A 14367-nucleotide genomic window follows, 5' to 3' on the forward strand; every position below is an offset into this window, starting at 1 on the left:
CCCGCCCCATGAGTGACAGCAGCACACCGCGATTTCTGCAGGGCCTGTTCGCGTTCAAGGGAGCCGGCTTCGAGACCCTCGCGGTCATCGACGACTCGCTCACGCTGACCGTGCCCGATGGCTCGACCCTGCAGGCGGTCTACTTCCGTGGCGGCAACAGCAGCGACGAGATGATCACGATTGCTCTGATGCACGACGGGAAACCGGTGCGCTACTTCCCGATTGCCGCTCAGGGCGGCACCCACGTGCCGCTGCGCCTGGTCGAGGACTTTCTGGAGGGCGCGGAGATTTCCCTTGCGCTCGCCGCACCCACCTCCGCGTCGGGCACCGTGGTCATTGACCTCGGCGTGGTGGAGTTCTGATGGCGCAGGAGACTGCGGTGACCCGGCAGTCGCTGGTGGTGGTGGGCAACGGCATGGCCGGCGCCCGCGCCATCGAGGAGATCCTGGCGCGTGGCGGGGCAGAACAGTTCGCCATCACCGTCTTCGGTGACGAACCGTATGGAAACTACAACCGCATCGCGCTATCCCACGTGCTCGCCGGCTCGGATGCCCCCGACGACATCTACCTCAACGCCGTCGATTGGTACGGCGACAACGGAATCGACCTGCGCGCCGGGGTGCGGGTGGTCCGGATCGACCCGTACGCCAAAGTCGTTCTCGCCGATGACGGTTCGCGGGTGGCCTACGACAAGTTGATCATCGCCACCGGCAGCCGTGCCTTCTTCCCGCCCATCGAGGGGTTGTGGGTCGACGACACCACGCAGCTGAGCGGCGTATTCGGCTTTCGCAGCCTTGACGACACCACGGCGATCATCTCCCACGCCGACGACGCCGAACACGCGGTGGTCATCGGCGGCGGACTGCTCGGACTCGAAGCGGCGCACGGTCTTTACGGCCGTGGTGTGGCGTCGACGGTGGTGCATTCCGGTCCGATCCTGATGAACGCTCAACTCGACGAAACCGGTGGCGCGGTGTTGCGCAGCGCGATCGAGTCGACCGGCGTCACCGTGGTCACCGGTAAGCGCACCGTCAAAGCCTTCGCCGATGATGAGAATGCCATCACCGGAATCGGATTCGCCGATGGCGAGCAGATGGATTGCGATCTGCTGGTGCTGGCGACAGGTATCCGCCCCAACGTGGGGCTTGCCCGCGGTGCCGGACTGACCGTCGAACGCGCCATCGTCGTCGACGACCACATGCGCTCGATCGACGACGACGACATCTACGTGGTCGGTGAATGCGCGCAGCACCGCGGCCAGGTGTACGGACTGGTCGCACCCCTGTGGGAGCAGGCCAAAGTCCTGGCCGATCACCTCACCGCAGCCAATTCGACTGCCGCATATCATGGTTCGCGGACCTCGACGAAACTCAAGGTCGCGGGCGTCGACGTCGCCCAGATGGGTGTCAAGGCACCCGAACATGCCGACGACGAGTACCTGCAGTTCTACGAGCCCCGGCACGGCGTCTACAAGACCGTGGTGATCCGGGAGAACAAGCTCGTCGGCGCCACGCTCGTCGGCGACGTCAGCAAGGTCTCGTTCCTGATGCAGGCCTTCGACCAGGGAACCGAACTCCCCGACGAACGCATCTCGCTGATGTTCGACATCGGAACACCCGACGCCGCAACGGGAGTCGAGGAACTCTCCGACGATGCCCAGGTGTGCAACTGCAACGGCGTCGACAAGGCGACGATCGTCGGCTGTGTCGCTGGCGGCACCACCTCGGTGGCCGGCGTGATGGCCGCGACCCGCGCCGGAAAGGGCTGCGGCTCATGTAAGGGGTTGGTGGCGCAGGTCGTCGAATGGGCCGCAGGCGACGCGGTCACCGAGGACCCGTCGGCCAACTGGTACGTTCCCGCAATCCCGTACGAGAAGCCAGAACTCATGCGGCTGATCCGCGAGCTCAAGCTCTACTCGGTGCGTTCGGTGTTCGCGGCCCTCGCACCCGACGGCAAGGAGGATGCGAACTCCAAGATGGGGTTGTCGTCGCTGCTGGAAATGATGTGGGGTTCGGACTTCATCGACGAACGCGCCGAACGCTTCATCAACGACCGCGTCCACGCCAACATCCAGCGCGACGGTACGTTTTCCGTTGTGCCGCAGATGAAAGGCGGCGTGACCAACGTCGAGCAGTTGAGAAAGATCGCCGACGTCGCGGAGAAATACGACGTGCCGCTCATCAAACTGACCGGAGGCCAGCGCATCGACCTGCTCGGCCTGCGCAAGGAGGACCTGCCCGCCGTGTGGGCCGATCTCGACATGCCGTCGGGGTATGCGTACGGCAAGAGTTTCCGAACGGTCAAAACCTGTGTGGGAAGCGACTTCTGCCGGTTCGGGGTTGGCGACTCGACGGCGCTGGGCATTGCTCTGGAGGAGCGGTATCAGGGCATAGCGGGTCCGGCGAAGATGAAGCTCGCGGTCACCGGGTGCCCGCGCAATTGCGCGGAAGCGCTGTGCAAAGACTTCGGCGTCGTCGCGATCGACGGCGGCAAGTGGGAGATCTACGTCGGCGGTGCCGCAGGCGCACACATCCGCAAGGGAGATCTGCTGGCGACCGTCGACAGTGCCGACGAGGTCATGACACTGGCGGGCCGCTTCCTGCAGTACTACCGCGAGAGCGCGAAATGGCTCGAACGCACCTACGCGTGGGTTCCGCGCTACGGCATCGAGAAGATCAGGGCCGTCGTCGTCGACGACGCGGAAGGCATTGCACAACAACTCGATTCCAACATGCAGCGGTCCGTCGACGCCTATCGAGACCCCTGGCAGGACGGCAAAAAGCCTGCCACTCCGGGTCAGTTCCGTTCGGCGCTGCCGCTGCTGCCGCTCCCGCAGGTGCCGGTCCGATGAGCGAGATAGCAGTCGGCAACATCGCCGACATCCCGCCGGGCGAGGGACGGGCATTCGGTATCGACGGTACACAGATCGCGGTCTTCCGACTGCGCGACGACTCGCTGCGCGCACTCGACGCCGTCTGTCCACACCGCGGCGGGCCACTGGCCGATGCGCTGATCGACGACTGTGTCGTGGTGTGCCCGCTGCACAATCACACCTACGACCTGGGCACCGGTGACGAGATCGCCTTCGGCGGCAGCGGAGTCCGTGCGTACGCGGTGCGCGCCGACGAGTCCGGCACCATCACCGTCGACCTGGGCTGATCGCGACGGCCCAACCCGGCGGTTCGGTTACGCCTGAGCTGCGACCCGGCCCTTGAGGAGCAGTCGGACCGTGAGCTCGAGCCGGTTGGTGACGTCGGTGGCCGAGGCGCGGCGGGTGAGCCACTGCACCAGGTTCGACATCCACACGTCCGACAGCACGCGTGCGATCGCGAGTTCTTCGTCGCTCGGCTCGCCCTCGTCGACGATCGCGCCCGCGAACAGTCGGTCGATGATCCCGGCGACCTGATCGACCTCGGCGGTCGCCGACGCGTCGGCGAACATGAAGGCCCTCGTCATGGCCTCGGTCAACAGGGGATCGCGCTGCATCGCGAAGGTGATCATGTCGAGTACGTGGCGCAGCCGCTCGATGGCGTTCTCGCCCTGCAGTTGCGAGCGGTCGACGCGGGTCTCCACGCGTTCGAACTCGCGCGCGAGCGCGGTCACCAGCAGGTGCACCTTTGACGGGAAATATCGGTAGAGGGTTCCCACCGCAACGTCGGCTTTCTCTGCGACGGTGCGCATCTGCACGGCGTCGTAGCCGCCTTTGGAGGCGAGGGCGAGCGTCGCGTCGAGGATGCGGCGTCTACGGTCGCGTTGTGCGGCCGAACCACTCTCCGTCGTCGACGTAGCTGCGGTTGCTGTTGCTGTAGCGGCGTCGGGTGGTGCGGGAGTGCCCTTGGCGGCGACCGACTTCGACGAGACTCCCTTGTTCGGACTCGGTGCCGACTTCTGTGGCACGGCATCTTCAGACGACCGGGTCATATGTAGGCGACATCCTCATCTCGTGACCATCGACGCTGACGGCGTCGAAAGGTCTGGTGGACAAAACCCCTTCGGACTATTAGAACAGGTTCTAATTCTTCGTCACAACCGGAATGCAGAGGATTTCAGCGTGAGCCTTGCCACGTCCGACGAACAGATTGCCGTCTGCGAAGCCATTTCCGCGTGGGCGACGCGTCGTCGCACCACCGACATCGTACGGGCTGAACTGGAGAAACCGCGCGACCACTGGCGAGACCTCTTTCCGGAACTGGCCGAATTGGGCGTTTTCGCCGCGCTGGTCGAGGAGGCGCAGGGTGGCGTCGGTGCCTCGTTCTCCGACGTCGCCGCGATGGTCGAGCAATGCGGAGCGAGCCTGGTGCCGGGTCCGATCGGCGAGACCGTCGTGGCGACCCTGGCGCTATCCGTGTCGACCGATCCCAGTGCCGCGGCGGTGCGCGACGCGTTGGTGTCGGGAGAGGTCTCCGCGACGGTGCCCACCCTCACGCGGGCAGGCGGCGAGGCGGAGTTGGTCGACGGATCGATCGATCTCGGCGGCGTCGTCGGATATGTCGACGGTTGCGTGATCCTCGCGAAAATTGCTGGTCAGGGCCTCGATCCGGGATGGTATGTGATCCCTGCCGATGCGGGTCTACGCGATGTCGAGCCAGCGGCGAGCCTCGACGGCCGAGGCTCGGTTGGCCGGCTGCGCATTACAGACCTGAGCGTCGCTGACCTGCTCGTCGTCGACGATGGTGATCTCATTGCGGGCGCACTGTCGGCGACCGCCGTCGCCTACGCCAGCGGCGTGACGCGCTGGGCGCTCGACACCGCGGTCGACTATGCCAAGGTGCGCACCCAGTTCGGTGTACCCATCGGCTCGTTTCAAGCCGTCAAGCACATCTGCGCCGACATGCTCTGTCGCAGCGAACAGGTCACCGCGGCGGCGTGGGATCTCGCGGTGGCCGTCGACGCTGCGGTGGCCGCACCGGTGGGCGACGACGACGCCGAAGCCGCGCGCGAGCAACTCGCATTCTCCAGGCTCGCCGCCGACGTGCTGGTCGCCTCGCTGCCCGTTGCGACGGCTGAGGACTGCATCCAGGTGCTCGGCGGCATCGGCTTCACGTTTGAGCACGACGCACATCTCTACCTGCGAACGGCATTGGCGCTGCGCGCGGCGACGGCGGCCGCGTCCACGCAGCGTGAACAACTCGGTCGCCTCGGCATCCTCGGTGGGCGTCGACGCTTCGAACTCGACCTGACCTCCGTCGAGCATCGCCGTGGCGCCATCAGAGCCGACATCGCCGCGATCGCGGCGGCCGAACCGAATGCGCAGCGGGCGGCGATGGCCGAATCCGGTTATCTCACACCGCATTGGCCGCCGCCGCATGGTCTCGGCGCCGACCCCGCGCTGCAGTTGCTCATCGACTCCGAGTTCGAACGCGCGGGCGTCGAACGTCCCGACCTCGTGATCGGGGCATGGGCGATCCCGACGATCCTCGCGCACGGAACAGCCCAGCAGCACACACGTTTCGTGCATCCGACCCTCGTCGGCGACATCGTCTGGTGCCAGTTGTTCAGCGAACCCGAGGCAGGCTCCGACCTTGCGTCGTTGCGCACCAGGGCTATTCGCGTCGAGGGCGGTTGGAGTCTGACAGGGCAGAAGATCTGGACCTCGCAGGCGCACAACGCGCAGTGGGGGATCTGTCTCGCGCGCACGAATCCCGAGGCGCCGAAACACAAGGGGATCACCTACTTCCTGGTCGACATGGCGTCGGCGGGCATCGACATCCGACCATTGCGCGAGTTGTCGGGTCAGGCCAACTTCAACGAGGTTTTTCTCGACGACGTGTTCGTGCCCGACGAGTGCGTGGTCGGTGAGGTCGACGGCGGCTGGCGGCTGGCTCGTACGACACTCGCCAACGAACGTGTGGCGATGGGTGGTTCGGGACTCGGCAAGGAGATGGACGCGCTGCTGGGTCAGATCGACTCGTTGGGTCGGGAGCTGTCCGCAGGCGAGTTGGCACGGTTGGGTGATCTCGTCGCCGACGCGCACGTCGGACGTGTCCTCGACGCGCTCGCGGTTTCTCGTCGGCTGGCCGGCCACGATCCGGGCGCGGTATCGAGCGTGCGCAAGCTGATCGGCGTCGCGCACCGGCAGTCGGTGCCAGAGTTCGGTCTCGACCTGCTCGGGGTCGACGGCGTCGGGGCGGGCGATGCGTCCGATCAGCTCCTGCAGAACAGGTGTCTGTCCATCGCGGGCGGCACCACCCAGATACTCCGGACCGCCGCTGCTGAACGGATTCTCGGTCTGCCGCGCGGCTGATGCGGGACTCTGGCTGAGAATCAGCAGATCAACTGCCAATTCGCCCACCGGGAGCGCGGAGTCTGATACAACTAGAACGAGTTCTAGTTTTGGTGTTGGCGAAAAGGGGATCGTCGGTGGATTTCGGCATGGACAGCTCCGCAGAAGCGGTCGCCGATGTGGCGCGGGATGTCTTCGCCCGCCACGAGTCCGACTGGACGTCGTTGTTCGGCGGACGGGTCAGGGCGGGCGAGTCGCGGGAGGATGCCGCGGCGTCGTACGACGGCTTTGATCGCAACCTCTGGACGGCGCTGACCGACGCCGGGCTGCTGGCCTTGCCGCTACCGGAAGCGCTCGGGGGTGACGATCTCGGAGTTCTCGGCGTGCTTCCGTTGCTGCGTCAACTGGGTTCGGCCGCAGCGGTGACGCCTGCACTCGGCTCGCTGACGTCGTCGCTCCTCCTGCAGACGGTCGACGACGCCTCGCGTGATCGATGGGCCGCGACTCTCACCGCTGGCTCATGGCACGCGATCGCGATGGGCGAACCCGGCGACCCGTTGACCTCGACGCCGCGCACCACGTTGCGTGACGGAAGGTTGTCGGGCACCAAGAGCGGAGTACTCCACGCCGACGGCGCGTCGACGCTGCTCGTCGCCACCGATGGCGGGGTGGTCGCCGTGGCCACCGCCGCCGACGGTGTGTCGATCACGCGAACTCCGGCGTCGAGCGGGTGGGGCGAGTTCACCGTGCGATTCGACGACGTGACCGTCGACGACGCCGATGTGCTGACCGCCGATGTCTCGGGGCTGCGTGACCTGTACCGACTCGCGTTGAGTGCGTACGCCGACGGTCTCGTCGCGGGGGCCACGCGCCTCACCGCCGATCACGTGTCCAACCGCACGCAGTTCGGTAAACCGATCGCGCTGTTCCAGGCCGTCGGACAGCAGTTGGCCGACATCTACGTCGTCGGACGGTCGCTGAACCTCTCGACCACGGCTGCCGCGTGGCGCTTGTCCGAAGGTCTTGATGCACAACAGGATCTGGGTATCGCGTCGTATTGGACGGCAGCGGAGATACCCGCGGCGATGCGGACCATGACCCACCTCCACGGTGGCGTCGGCGTCGACCTGACGTATCCGTTGCATCGCTACTTCTCGATCGCCAAGGATCTCGCGCGACTCGTCGGAGGAGCCAATGCTCGGCTCGACGAACTCGCCCACGCGTCGAATCCATAGCGATGCCAACCTGATTCACCCGACCGCTCAAACCGAATCCGCAGGGGAAGCACACCGATGTTCATAGACCTCACGCCGCAGCAGCAGGAGTTGCGTGCAGATCTGCGTGAGTATTTCGCCGATCTGGTCGACCCCACGGCAGCACAGACCATGCTCACCGAGCGCCACGGCCCCACCTATCGGGACGTGATCCGACAGATGGGGAGCGACGGGTGGCTCGGGGTGGGGTGGCCGAAGGAGTACGGCGGCAAGGGGTTCGGGGAGATCGAACAGCAGATCTTCACCAACGAGGCAGTACGCGCCGACGTTCCGCTTCCCGCGGTGACGCTCCAAACGGTCGGCCCCACCCTCCAGGTACACGGAACCGACGAGCAGAAGAAGCTCTTCCTTCCCCGAATCCTTGCCGGCGACGTCCATTTCGCGATCGGCTACACCGAACCCGAGGCCGGGACCGACCTCGCCTCACTGACCACGACGGCAGTCCGCGACGGTGATCACTACGTGGTCAACGGGCAGAAGATCTTCACCACCGGCGGGCACGACGCCGACTACATCTGGCTGGCGGTACGCACCGACAAGGACGCCCCCAAACACAAGGGCATCTCGATCCTCATCGTCGATACCTCCGATCCCGGTTTCAGTTGGACGCCGATCATCACCGCGGACGGTGCCCATCACGTGAATGCCACGTACTACAACGATGTTCGCGTTCCGGTGTCGATGCGCGTGGGCGACGAGGGCAGCGGGTGGAGACTGATCACCACGCAGCTCAACCACGAGCGCGTGATGCTCGGACCTGCCGGACGTATCGAGGGACTGGCGTCGCGTGTCCGTGCGTGGGCGTCGCGTCCCGGCCCCGACGGCACGGTGATCGCCAAGCATCCCGACGTCGCGCGGGCGCTCGCCCAGATCGATGCGTACGCGCGGATCAACGAACTGCTCAACTGGCAGGTCGCGTCGACGGGGGAGGCCATCTCGATGGCCGATGCCGCGGCGACGAAGGTGTTCGCGACAGAGCGCGTGCAGGTGGTGTGCCGAATGATCGACGAGATCATCGGCCGTTACGGGGATTTCACCGATCCCGAGACCGCGGCGCTGGTGGACTGGCTCGACGTTCAGGAGAAGAGAAACGTGGTGATCACCTTCGGAGGTGGCGTCAACGAGGTGATGCGCGACATGATCGCGACCGCCGGACTAGGACTGCCTAGGGCGAAGCGATGAGCGACATCCGCACCGCCGCGCAGGCGATCATCGACGCCGGGCCGAGCGCGCCGACCCTCGGGCGCGATCCGGTGAACACCCCGATGATCAACAACTGGGTCGAGGCCATCGGCGACACGAACCCTGTCTACATCGACGCCGACGCCGCGCGTGCCGCGGGACATCCGGGCATCGTCGCACCTCCCGCCATGGCGCAGGTGTGGACGATGCGCGGGCTGAACGGGCAGCGTACGGCCGACGATCCGCTCGGCCGGGCGTCGGAACTCTTCGACGAGGCGGGGTACACCTCCGTCGTGGCCACCAACTGCGACACCACCTATCATCGCTATCTCGATGTGGGAGAGCAGGTCTCGCTGTCTGCCGAACTGGTCGACGTCGTCGGACCCAAGCAGACGGCGCTGGGGGAGGGTTGGTTCTTCACCACGCGCAACACCTGGTCGGTCGACGACGAGGTGGTCGCCGAGATGGATTTCCGCATCCTGAAGTTCCGCCCGCACGACGACGACGTGGCGCCCAGGGATGCCGGCGCAGGCGAGGTGCCCTCCGACCTCGACCCCTCACGGATGTTGCGGCCCAGCGCCTCTCGTGACACCGAGTTCTTCTGGGAGGGCGTCGCAGCCCACGAACTGCGCATTCAGAAGCTCGACGACGGAACGCTGCGTCATCCGCCGATACCCGCGACCTGGAAGCCTCGGCTACCCGATGGCACCGTGCCGGTCACCGACTACGTCGTCGCGTCGGGCACGGGAACGGTCTACAGCTATGTGGTGCACCGCGCACCCAAGGTGCCGGGACGTGAACTGCCTTTCGTGGTCGCCCTCGTCGAACTCGACGGACTCGAATCGGTCGACAGCGGTGACAGCGACGACGACGGTTTGCCGCTGCCTTCTCCCGTCCGACTGCTCGCCGAGTTGCGCGACGTCGACCCCGCCGACGTGCACATCGGGCAGCGCGTCGAGGCGATGTTCCTCGACTTTCCCGCCGACGAGGAGTCGGGCACCGACGCCTGGACGCTGCACGCGTGGCGCCAGACCACACAGGAGGCGCAGTGACGACCAGTGCGATCCCCACTGTCGAAGTAGGAACAACGTTGCCGCCATTGACAATCGACGCGACGCCGACGTTCATCGTATCGACAGCGCTGGCAACCCGTGACTTCCAGGATGTCCATCACGACCGCGACCTCGCTCAGGCCAAGGGGTCCAAGGACATCTTCGTCAACATTCTCACCGACACCGGACTCGTCGAACGATTCGTCACCGACTGGGCCGGTCCGTCTGCGAGGATTCGTTCGATCAAGCTCAAACTCGGTGTGCCGTGGTATGCCTACGACTCGTTGACCTTCACCGGCGAGGTGACCGACGTCGACGACGATCTGGTCACCGTGGCCGTTACGGGAACGAATGCTCTTGGTAAGCATGTGATCTCGACCGTCACGCTCATGAGGGGAGGTCGCTGATGGGGCAGTTGTCGGGCGCAGCCGCGATCGCCGGGATCGGGGCCACCGAGTTCTCCAAGAACTCCGGGCGCAGCGAACTTCGGTTGGCGACCGAGGCGGTGCAGACTGCGCTCGCGGATGCCGGCCTGACCCCCGCCGATGTCGACGGTCTCGTCAGTTTCACCATGGACACCAACTCGGAGATCGCGGTCGCCCGCGCTGTGGGAATTCCCGAGCTCACGTACTTCTCGCGTATTCACTACGGCGGAGGTGCGGCCTGTTCGACGGTGCAGCAGGCAGCGATGGCTGTGGCCACGGGCGTGGCCGACGTGGTCGTTGCGTACCGGGCGTTCAACGAGCGGTCGGGTTTGCGCTTCGGACAGGTGAATTCGGCTGTGGCCAACCAGGAGAACTCGTCGGGCACCGACAACGCGTTCAGCTATCCGCATGGGTTGTCGACTCCGGCAGCGTTCGTCGCCATGGTCGCGCAGCGGTACCTGCACGAGTTCGGCGCTACGAGTGAGGATTTCGGACGCATCGCCGTCGTCGACCGCAAGCACGCTGCCAACAATCCCGAGGCGTTCTTCTACGGCAAGCCCATCACGTTGGCCGACCACCAGCAGTCGCGATACATCGCGGAGCCGTTGCATCTGCTCGATTGCTGTCAGGAGTCCGATGGCGGTGTCGCGATCGTCGTCGTGTCGGCCGAACGCGCGCGCGACCTACCGAATCCGCCTGCCGTGATCTCGGCGGCGGCGTCGGGCAGCGGCGTCGACCAGTTCATCATGACCAGCTACTACCGTGACGAACTCGCCGCATTGCCCGAGATGGGCCTTGTCGGTCGGCAACTGTGGGAGCAGTCGGGATTGCGGCCCGACGATATGGACGCCGCGATCCTCTACGACCACTTCACGCCGTACACCCTGTTGCAGTTGGAGGAGTTGGGGTTCTGTGGGCGCGGCGAGGCAAAGGATTTCGTGCGGGAGCCGGGTGCGTTGGAAGTCGGCGGTCGGCTCCCGTTGAATACACACGGAGGTCAGTTGGGGGAGGCATACATCCACGGAATGAACGGCATAGCCGAAGCCGTCCGGCAGTTACGTGGCACGTCGGTGAATCAGGTGCCCGGCGCAGAGCGGGTGGTGGTGACGGCCGGAACAGGAGTTCCGACAAGCGGTTTGGTGTTGACGGCGGCGTGAGTGCCGCGCAGCGCGGATAGAGATGACGGGTCACAAGCAGTGCAGCAAGAGGAGCCAGCAGCAATGAAATTCAACCTCGCCGACGTCTTCGAGACAGTCGCCGATTCGGTACCCGACCGCATAGCCCTCAGTTACGGCGGACGCCAGATCAGCTATGCAGAGCTCGATCGACTCTCCAGCCAGGTCGCGCACATGTTCGCCGCGCAGGGCATCGGACTCGACGACAACGTGTCACTGTTCCTCAAGAACAGCGTCGAACACGTCACCAGTCTGCTCGGCCTGCTGAAGGTGCGCGCAGTACCTGTCAACGTCAACTATCGCTACACCAATGCCGAGTTGAGCTACATCTTCGACAACTCCGACTCGCGGGGAATCGTCGTCGAAGAACCTGAGCATCAGCGCAGCGTTGCCACGTTGCTGCCCGAACTGCCGCTCGTGCGAACGGTATTCGTCATCGGGGAGATCGTCGACGAACTGCGCGCGGCGGCCGACGATCTGCCGGACGGACGCACTGTGCAGGTCGTACAGTTCTCCGATTCGGAGAAGCTCTCGGACGCGCGAGATTTCGAGACGAGAACCGGCGACGAGCATTACCTCCTGTACACGGGCGGCACCACCGGCTACCCCAAGGGCGTGATCTGGCGACACGACGACTTCTTCCGCAAGCCGATCTCCGGTGGCAATCCGTATGGCGAGGCGCGCAAGGATCTCGCAGAAGTCGGTGCGGCGGTGAAGGATTTCCCTTCGATCGCCTTCAACATCGCGGCGCCGCTGATGCACGGCGCGGCGTCGTATTCGTTGTTCACCTTCCTCACGCTCGGCGGTCGGTTGGTGCTGATGCGCGACTTCGATCCGGCCGCAATCGTGTCGGGCATCGAGGACGAGCAGATCCAGATCATCCTCATCGTCGGCGACGCGATGGGAATGCCGCTCGTCGACGAACTCGAGCGCCGCACAGGCGACGTCGACCTGTCCTCGCTGTTCTCGATCACCTCGGGCGGGGCGATCTGGTCGCAACACGTGCGTGAGCGCATGGCCGCGGTGAAGCCAGACCTGGTGCTGCGTGACAACTTCGGAGCGTCGGAGTCGGGCAACGACGGCGAGATCATGATGGACGACAACGGCAACCTTCGGGTGCCGCCGACCGACAAGATGATGGTGGTCGACGAATCGCTCAACGAGATCACCCCGGGCTCAGGCGATGTCGGGTACATCGCGCGAATCGGCAATGTGCCCCTCGGCTACTACAAGGACGAGGCCAAGTCTGCCAAGACCTTTCCGACGCTTCCCGACGGTCGACGCATCTCGGTGCTCGGCGACATGGGGACAGTCGAGGCCGACGGCACCATCGTGTTCCTCGGTCGCGGCTCGCAATGCATCAACACCGGCGGCGAGAAGGTGTACGCCGAGGAGGTCGAGGCGACACTGCACGCGCACCCCGCCGTCGCCGACGCTCTCGTCGTTCCGATTCCCGATCCCAAGTACGGGCAGCGGGTCGGCGCGGTGGTCGCGGTGGCACAGGGCGAATCGGAGCCGACTCTCGAAGACCTGCAGACCCATTGCCGCGAGTCGCTGGCCGGCTACAAGGTCCCACGGACCGTCGTATTCGTCGACGAGGTGAAGCGGACGCCCGCGGGCAAAGCCGACTACAAGTGGGCGAAAGCCGCCGCGGCCACAGCGCCAGCTGCCCCGGAGTCGGCAGGCGTATGACGCCCACTCGGCGCGATGAGACGCCCACTCGACGGGAAAACCCGTCGACTGGGCGCTCGAGACCGTCGACTGGGCGCTCGAGACGGCCGAGTGTGCAGTCGCCGAGCGAGGGCGGCGCTCAATGTATACGGTGTTCATCGTGAGTAAGCGAAGCAGGGTCGGGCGTCGGGTCGGTGTGATGGTGTCGGCGGTGGCGGTGGTCGCCGCGACGATGTCGGCGGTGATCGGGGCGCCGCCCGCGAGCGCCGCGCCGAGCGGGCCGTCGGGCACGGTGGTGTCGACCGAGCCGCTGCCCGCGCGGATCACGGTGCCCGGTGCTGTCAACGCGAAGCGGATCACGTACTGGACCAAGGGTGTTCGCGATGCGGCTGCGTTGTCGAGCGGTGCGGTCTATCTGCCGCCGGGTACGCCGCCCAAGGGCGGCTGGCCGGTGATCGCGTGGGCGCACGGCACAACCGGCCTCGCCGATCACTGCGCGTACTCCATCGGCGGTCCGGTCGCCGTCGAGCGTGACTGGGAGTACCTCGGCTCGTGGATGTCTCGCGGATACGCGGTGGTCGCCTCGGACTATGTCGGGCTCGGCACGCCGGGTAACCATCCGTATCTGAACGGTCGCGTCGAGGCGCACAGCATCGTCGACAGCGTGAAGGCTGCACGGCAGGTGTATCCGCAGTTGTCACGCAAGTGGGCGGTCGTCGGGCAGTCGCAGGGTGGCGGCGCCGCCATCACGACGGCCCGCTACGCGACGCAGTTCGGTGGCAAGGATCTGGACTACCGAGGTGCTGTGGGGACCGGCGTTCCGGCGTATATCGAGAATCTCGTTGCGGCGCTTGGTCGTCCGTCGCCGGTCCGACTCGGAGGGTTCTCGCCCAACACGACGATCTACGTGATGTACATCCTCTCCGGACTCCGTACGTCGTTCCCGGAATGGAACATCAATTCGTTCCTGACCCCGTACGGCCGGTACTGGGTCGACAAAGCCGAGACCCAGTGCGACTCCGACAACGAGCTCGGCGCCCTGGTTCGATCGCAGAAGGTCGATCCCGGAAAACTGCTCAGCCGCCCGCTGTCCGATATCCCCGGATTCCAGGCGAAACTCACCGATTACATGGGTATCCCCGAATCCGGCTACGACAAACCGTTCTTCATCGGGCAGGGCGGCCTCGACACCGACGTCAACACCCCCGGAGTCTTGCTCCTGGTGTCGCGACTCAAGGCGAACAACCAGCCCGTGACGTTCCGGTTCTACCCGGACAAGGACCACAGCGGCACGGTCAACGCGTCGAAGGTCGACTCGATCCCGTTCGTGGACAAGCTCTTCCGCTGACCCATACGGCCGAGAGT

General features: G+C 65.5%; 12 protein-coding genes. 11 read left to right on the plus strand and 1 reads right to left on the minus strand.

The window, feature by feature from the left end:
• The first annotated feature begins 8 nt into the window (after positions 1 to 8).
• Genes RND64_RS03770 through RND64_RS03780 form a run of 3 tightly spaced genes read left to right on the plus strand, consistent with a single transcriptional unit; the run spans position 9 to position 3159 of the window.
• Positions 9 to 362, plus strand: a complete 354-nt coding sequence (locus tag RND64_RS03770) for a hypothetical protein (protein WP_049697710.1) — start codon at positions 9 to 11, stop codon at positions 360 to 362.
• On the plus strand, positions 362 to 2851 hold the full coding sequence (nirB, locus tag RND64_RS03775) for a nitrite reductase large subunit NirB (RefSeq protein WP_049697711.1): 2490 nt from the start codon (positions 362 to 364) through the stop codon (positions 2849 to 2851). Before RND64_RS03770 ends, nirB begins: the two co-directional genes overlap by 1 nt.
• On the plus strand, positions 2848 to 3159 hold the full coding sequence (locus tag RND64_RS03780; protein ID WP_049697712.1) for a Rieske (2Fe-2S) protein: 312 nt from the start codon (positions 2848 to 2850) through the stop codon (positions 3157 to 3159). The genes nirB and RND64_RS03780 overlap by 4 nt, the downstream gene beginning before the upstream one ends.
• Positions 3160 to 3186: 27 nt before the next feature.
• Here RND64_RS03780 and kstR read toward each other — a convergent pair whose 3' ends face one another.
• On the minus strand, positions 3187 to 3921 hold the full coding sequence (gene kstR, locus RND64_RS03785; protein ID WP_049697713.1) for a cholesterol catabolism transcriptional regulator KstR: 735 nt from the start codon (positions 3919 to 3921) through the stop codon (positions 3187 to 3189).
• A gap of 130 nt (positions 3922 to 4051) precedes the next feature.
• Here kstR and RND64_RS03790 point away from each other — a divergent pair, with 130 nt between their 5' ends.
• The 8 genes from RND64_RS03790 (at position 4052) to RND64_RS03825 (ending at position 14350) form a co-directional block, all read left to right on the plus strand.
• Positions 4052 to 6244 carry an acyl-CoA dehydrogenase gene (locus RND64_RS03790; RefSeq protein ID WP_049697714.1) on the plus strand — a complete coding sequence of 731 codons (2193 nt, stop codon included), beginning with the start codon at positions 4052 to 4054 and terminating at the stop codon, positions 6242 to 6244.
• Positions 6245 to 6360: 116 nt separating this feature from the next.
• Positions 6361 to 7458, plus strand: coding sequence for an acyl-CoA dehydrogenase family protein (locus RND64_RS03795; RefSeq protein WP_049697715.1), 1098 nt, complete (start codon positions 6361 to 6363; stop codon positions 7456 to 7458).
• A gap of 57 nt (positions 7459 to 7515) precedes the next feature.
• Entirely contained in the window at positions 7516 to 8679 is a 1164-nt protein-coding gene (locus tag RND64_RS03800) for an acyl-CoA dehydrogenase family protein (RefSeq protein WP_049697716.1), read from the plus strand.
• Positions 8676 to 9731 (plus strand): bifunctional MaoC family dehydratase N-terminal/OB-fold nucleic acid binding domain-containing protein, encoded by a 1056-nt coding sequence (locus tag RND64_RS03805; RefSeq protein WP_049697717.1) that lies wholly within the window; start codon positions 8676 to 8678, stop codon positions 9729 to 9731. The genes RND64_RS03800 and RND64_RS03805 overlap by 4 nt, the downstream gene beginning before the upstream one ends.
• Positions 9728 to 10138 carry a MaoC family dehydratase gene (locus RND64_RS03810; protein ID WP_049698040.1) on the plus strand — a complete coding sequence of 137 codons (411 nt, stop codon included), beginning with the start codon at positions 9728 to 9730 and terminating at the stop codon, positions 10136 to 10138. The genes RND64_RS03805 and RND64_RS03810 overlap by 4 nt, the downstream gene beginning before the upstream one ends.
• Positions 10138 to 11313, plus strand: coding sequence for a lipid-transfer protein (locus RND64_RS03815; protein WP_049697718.1), 1176 nt, complete (start codon positions 10138 to 10140; stop codon positions 11311 to 11313). Before RND64_RS03810 ends, RND64_RS03815 begins: the two co-directional genes overlap by 1 nt.
• A gap of 63 nt (positions 11314 to 11376) precedes the next feature.
• On the plus strand, positions 11377 to 13023 hold the full coding sequence (locus RND64_RS03820; protein ID WP_049698041.1) for an AMP-binding protein: 1647 nt from the start codon (positions 11377 to 11379) through the stop codon (positions 13021 to 13023).
• Between the two features lie 121 nt (positions 13024 to 13144).
• Entirely contained in the window at positions 13145 to 14350 is a 1206-nt protein-coding gene (locus RND64_RS03825; RefSeq protein WP_049697719.1) for an alpha/beta hydrolase family protein, read from the plus strand.
• Positions 14351 to 14367 lie beyond the last annotated feature (17 nt).

It is taken from the genome of Gordonia sp. w5E2, assembly GCF_036540975.1.
Lineage (GTDB): Bacteria > Actinomycetota > Actinomycetes > Mycobacteriales > Mycobacteriaceae > Gordonia > Gordonia jacobaea.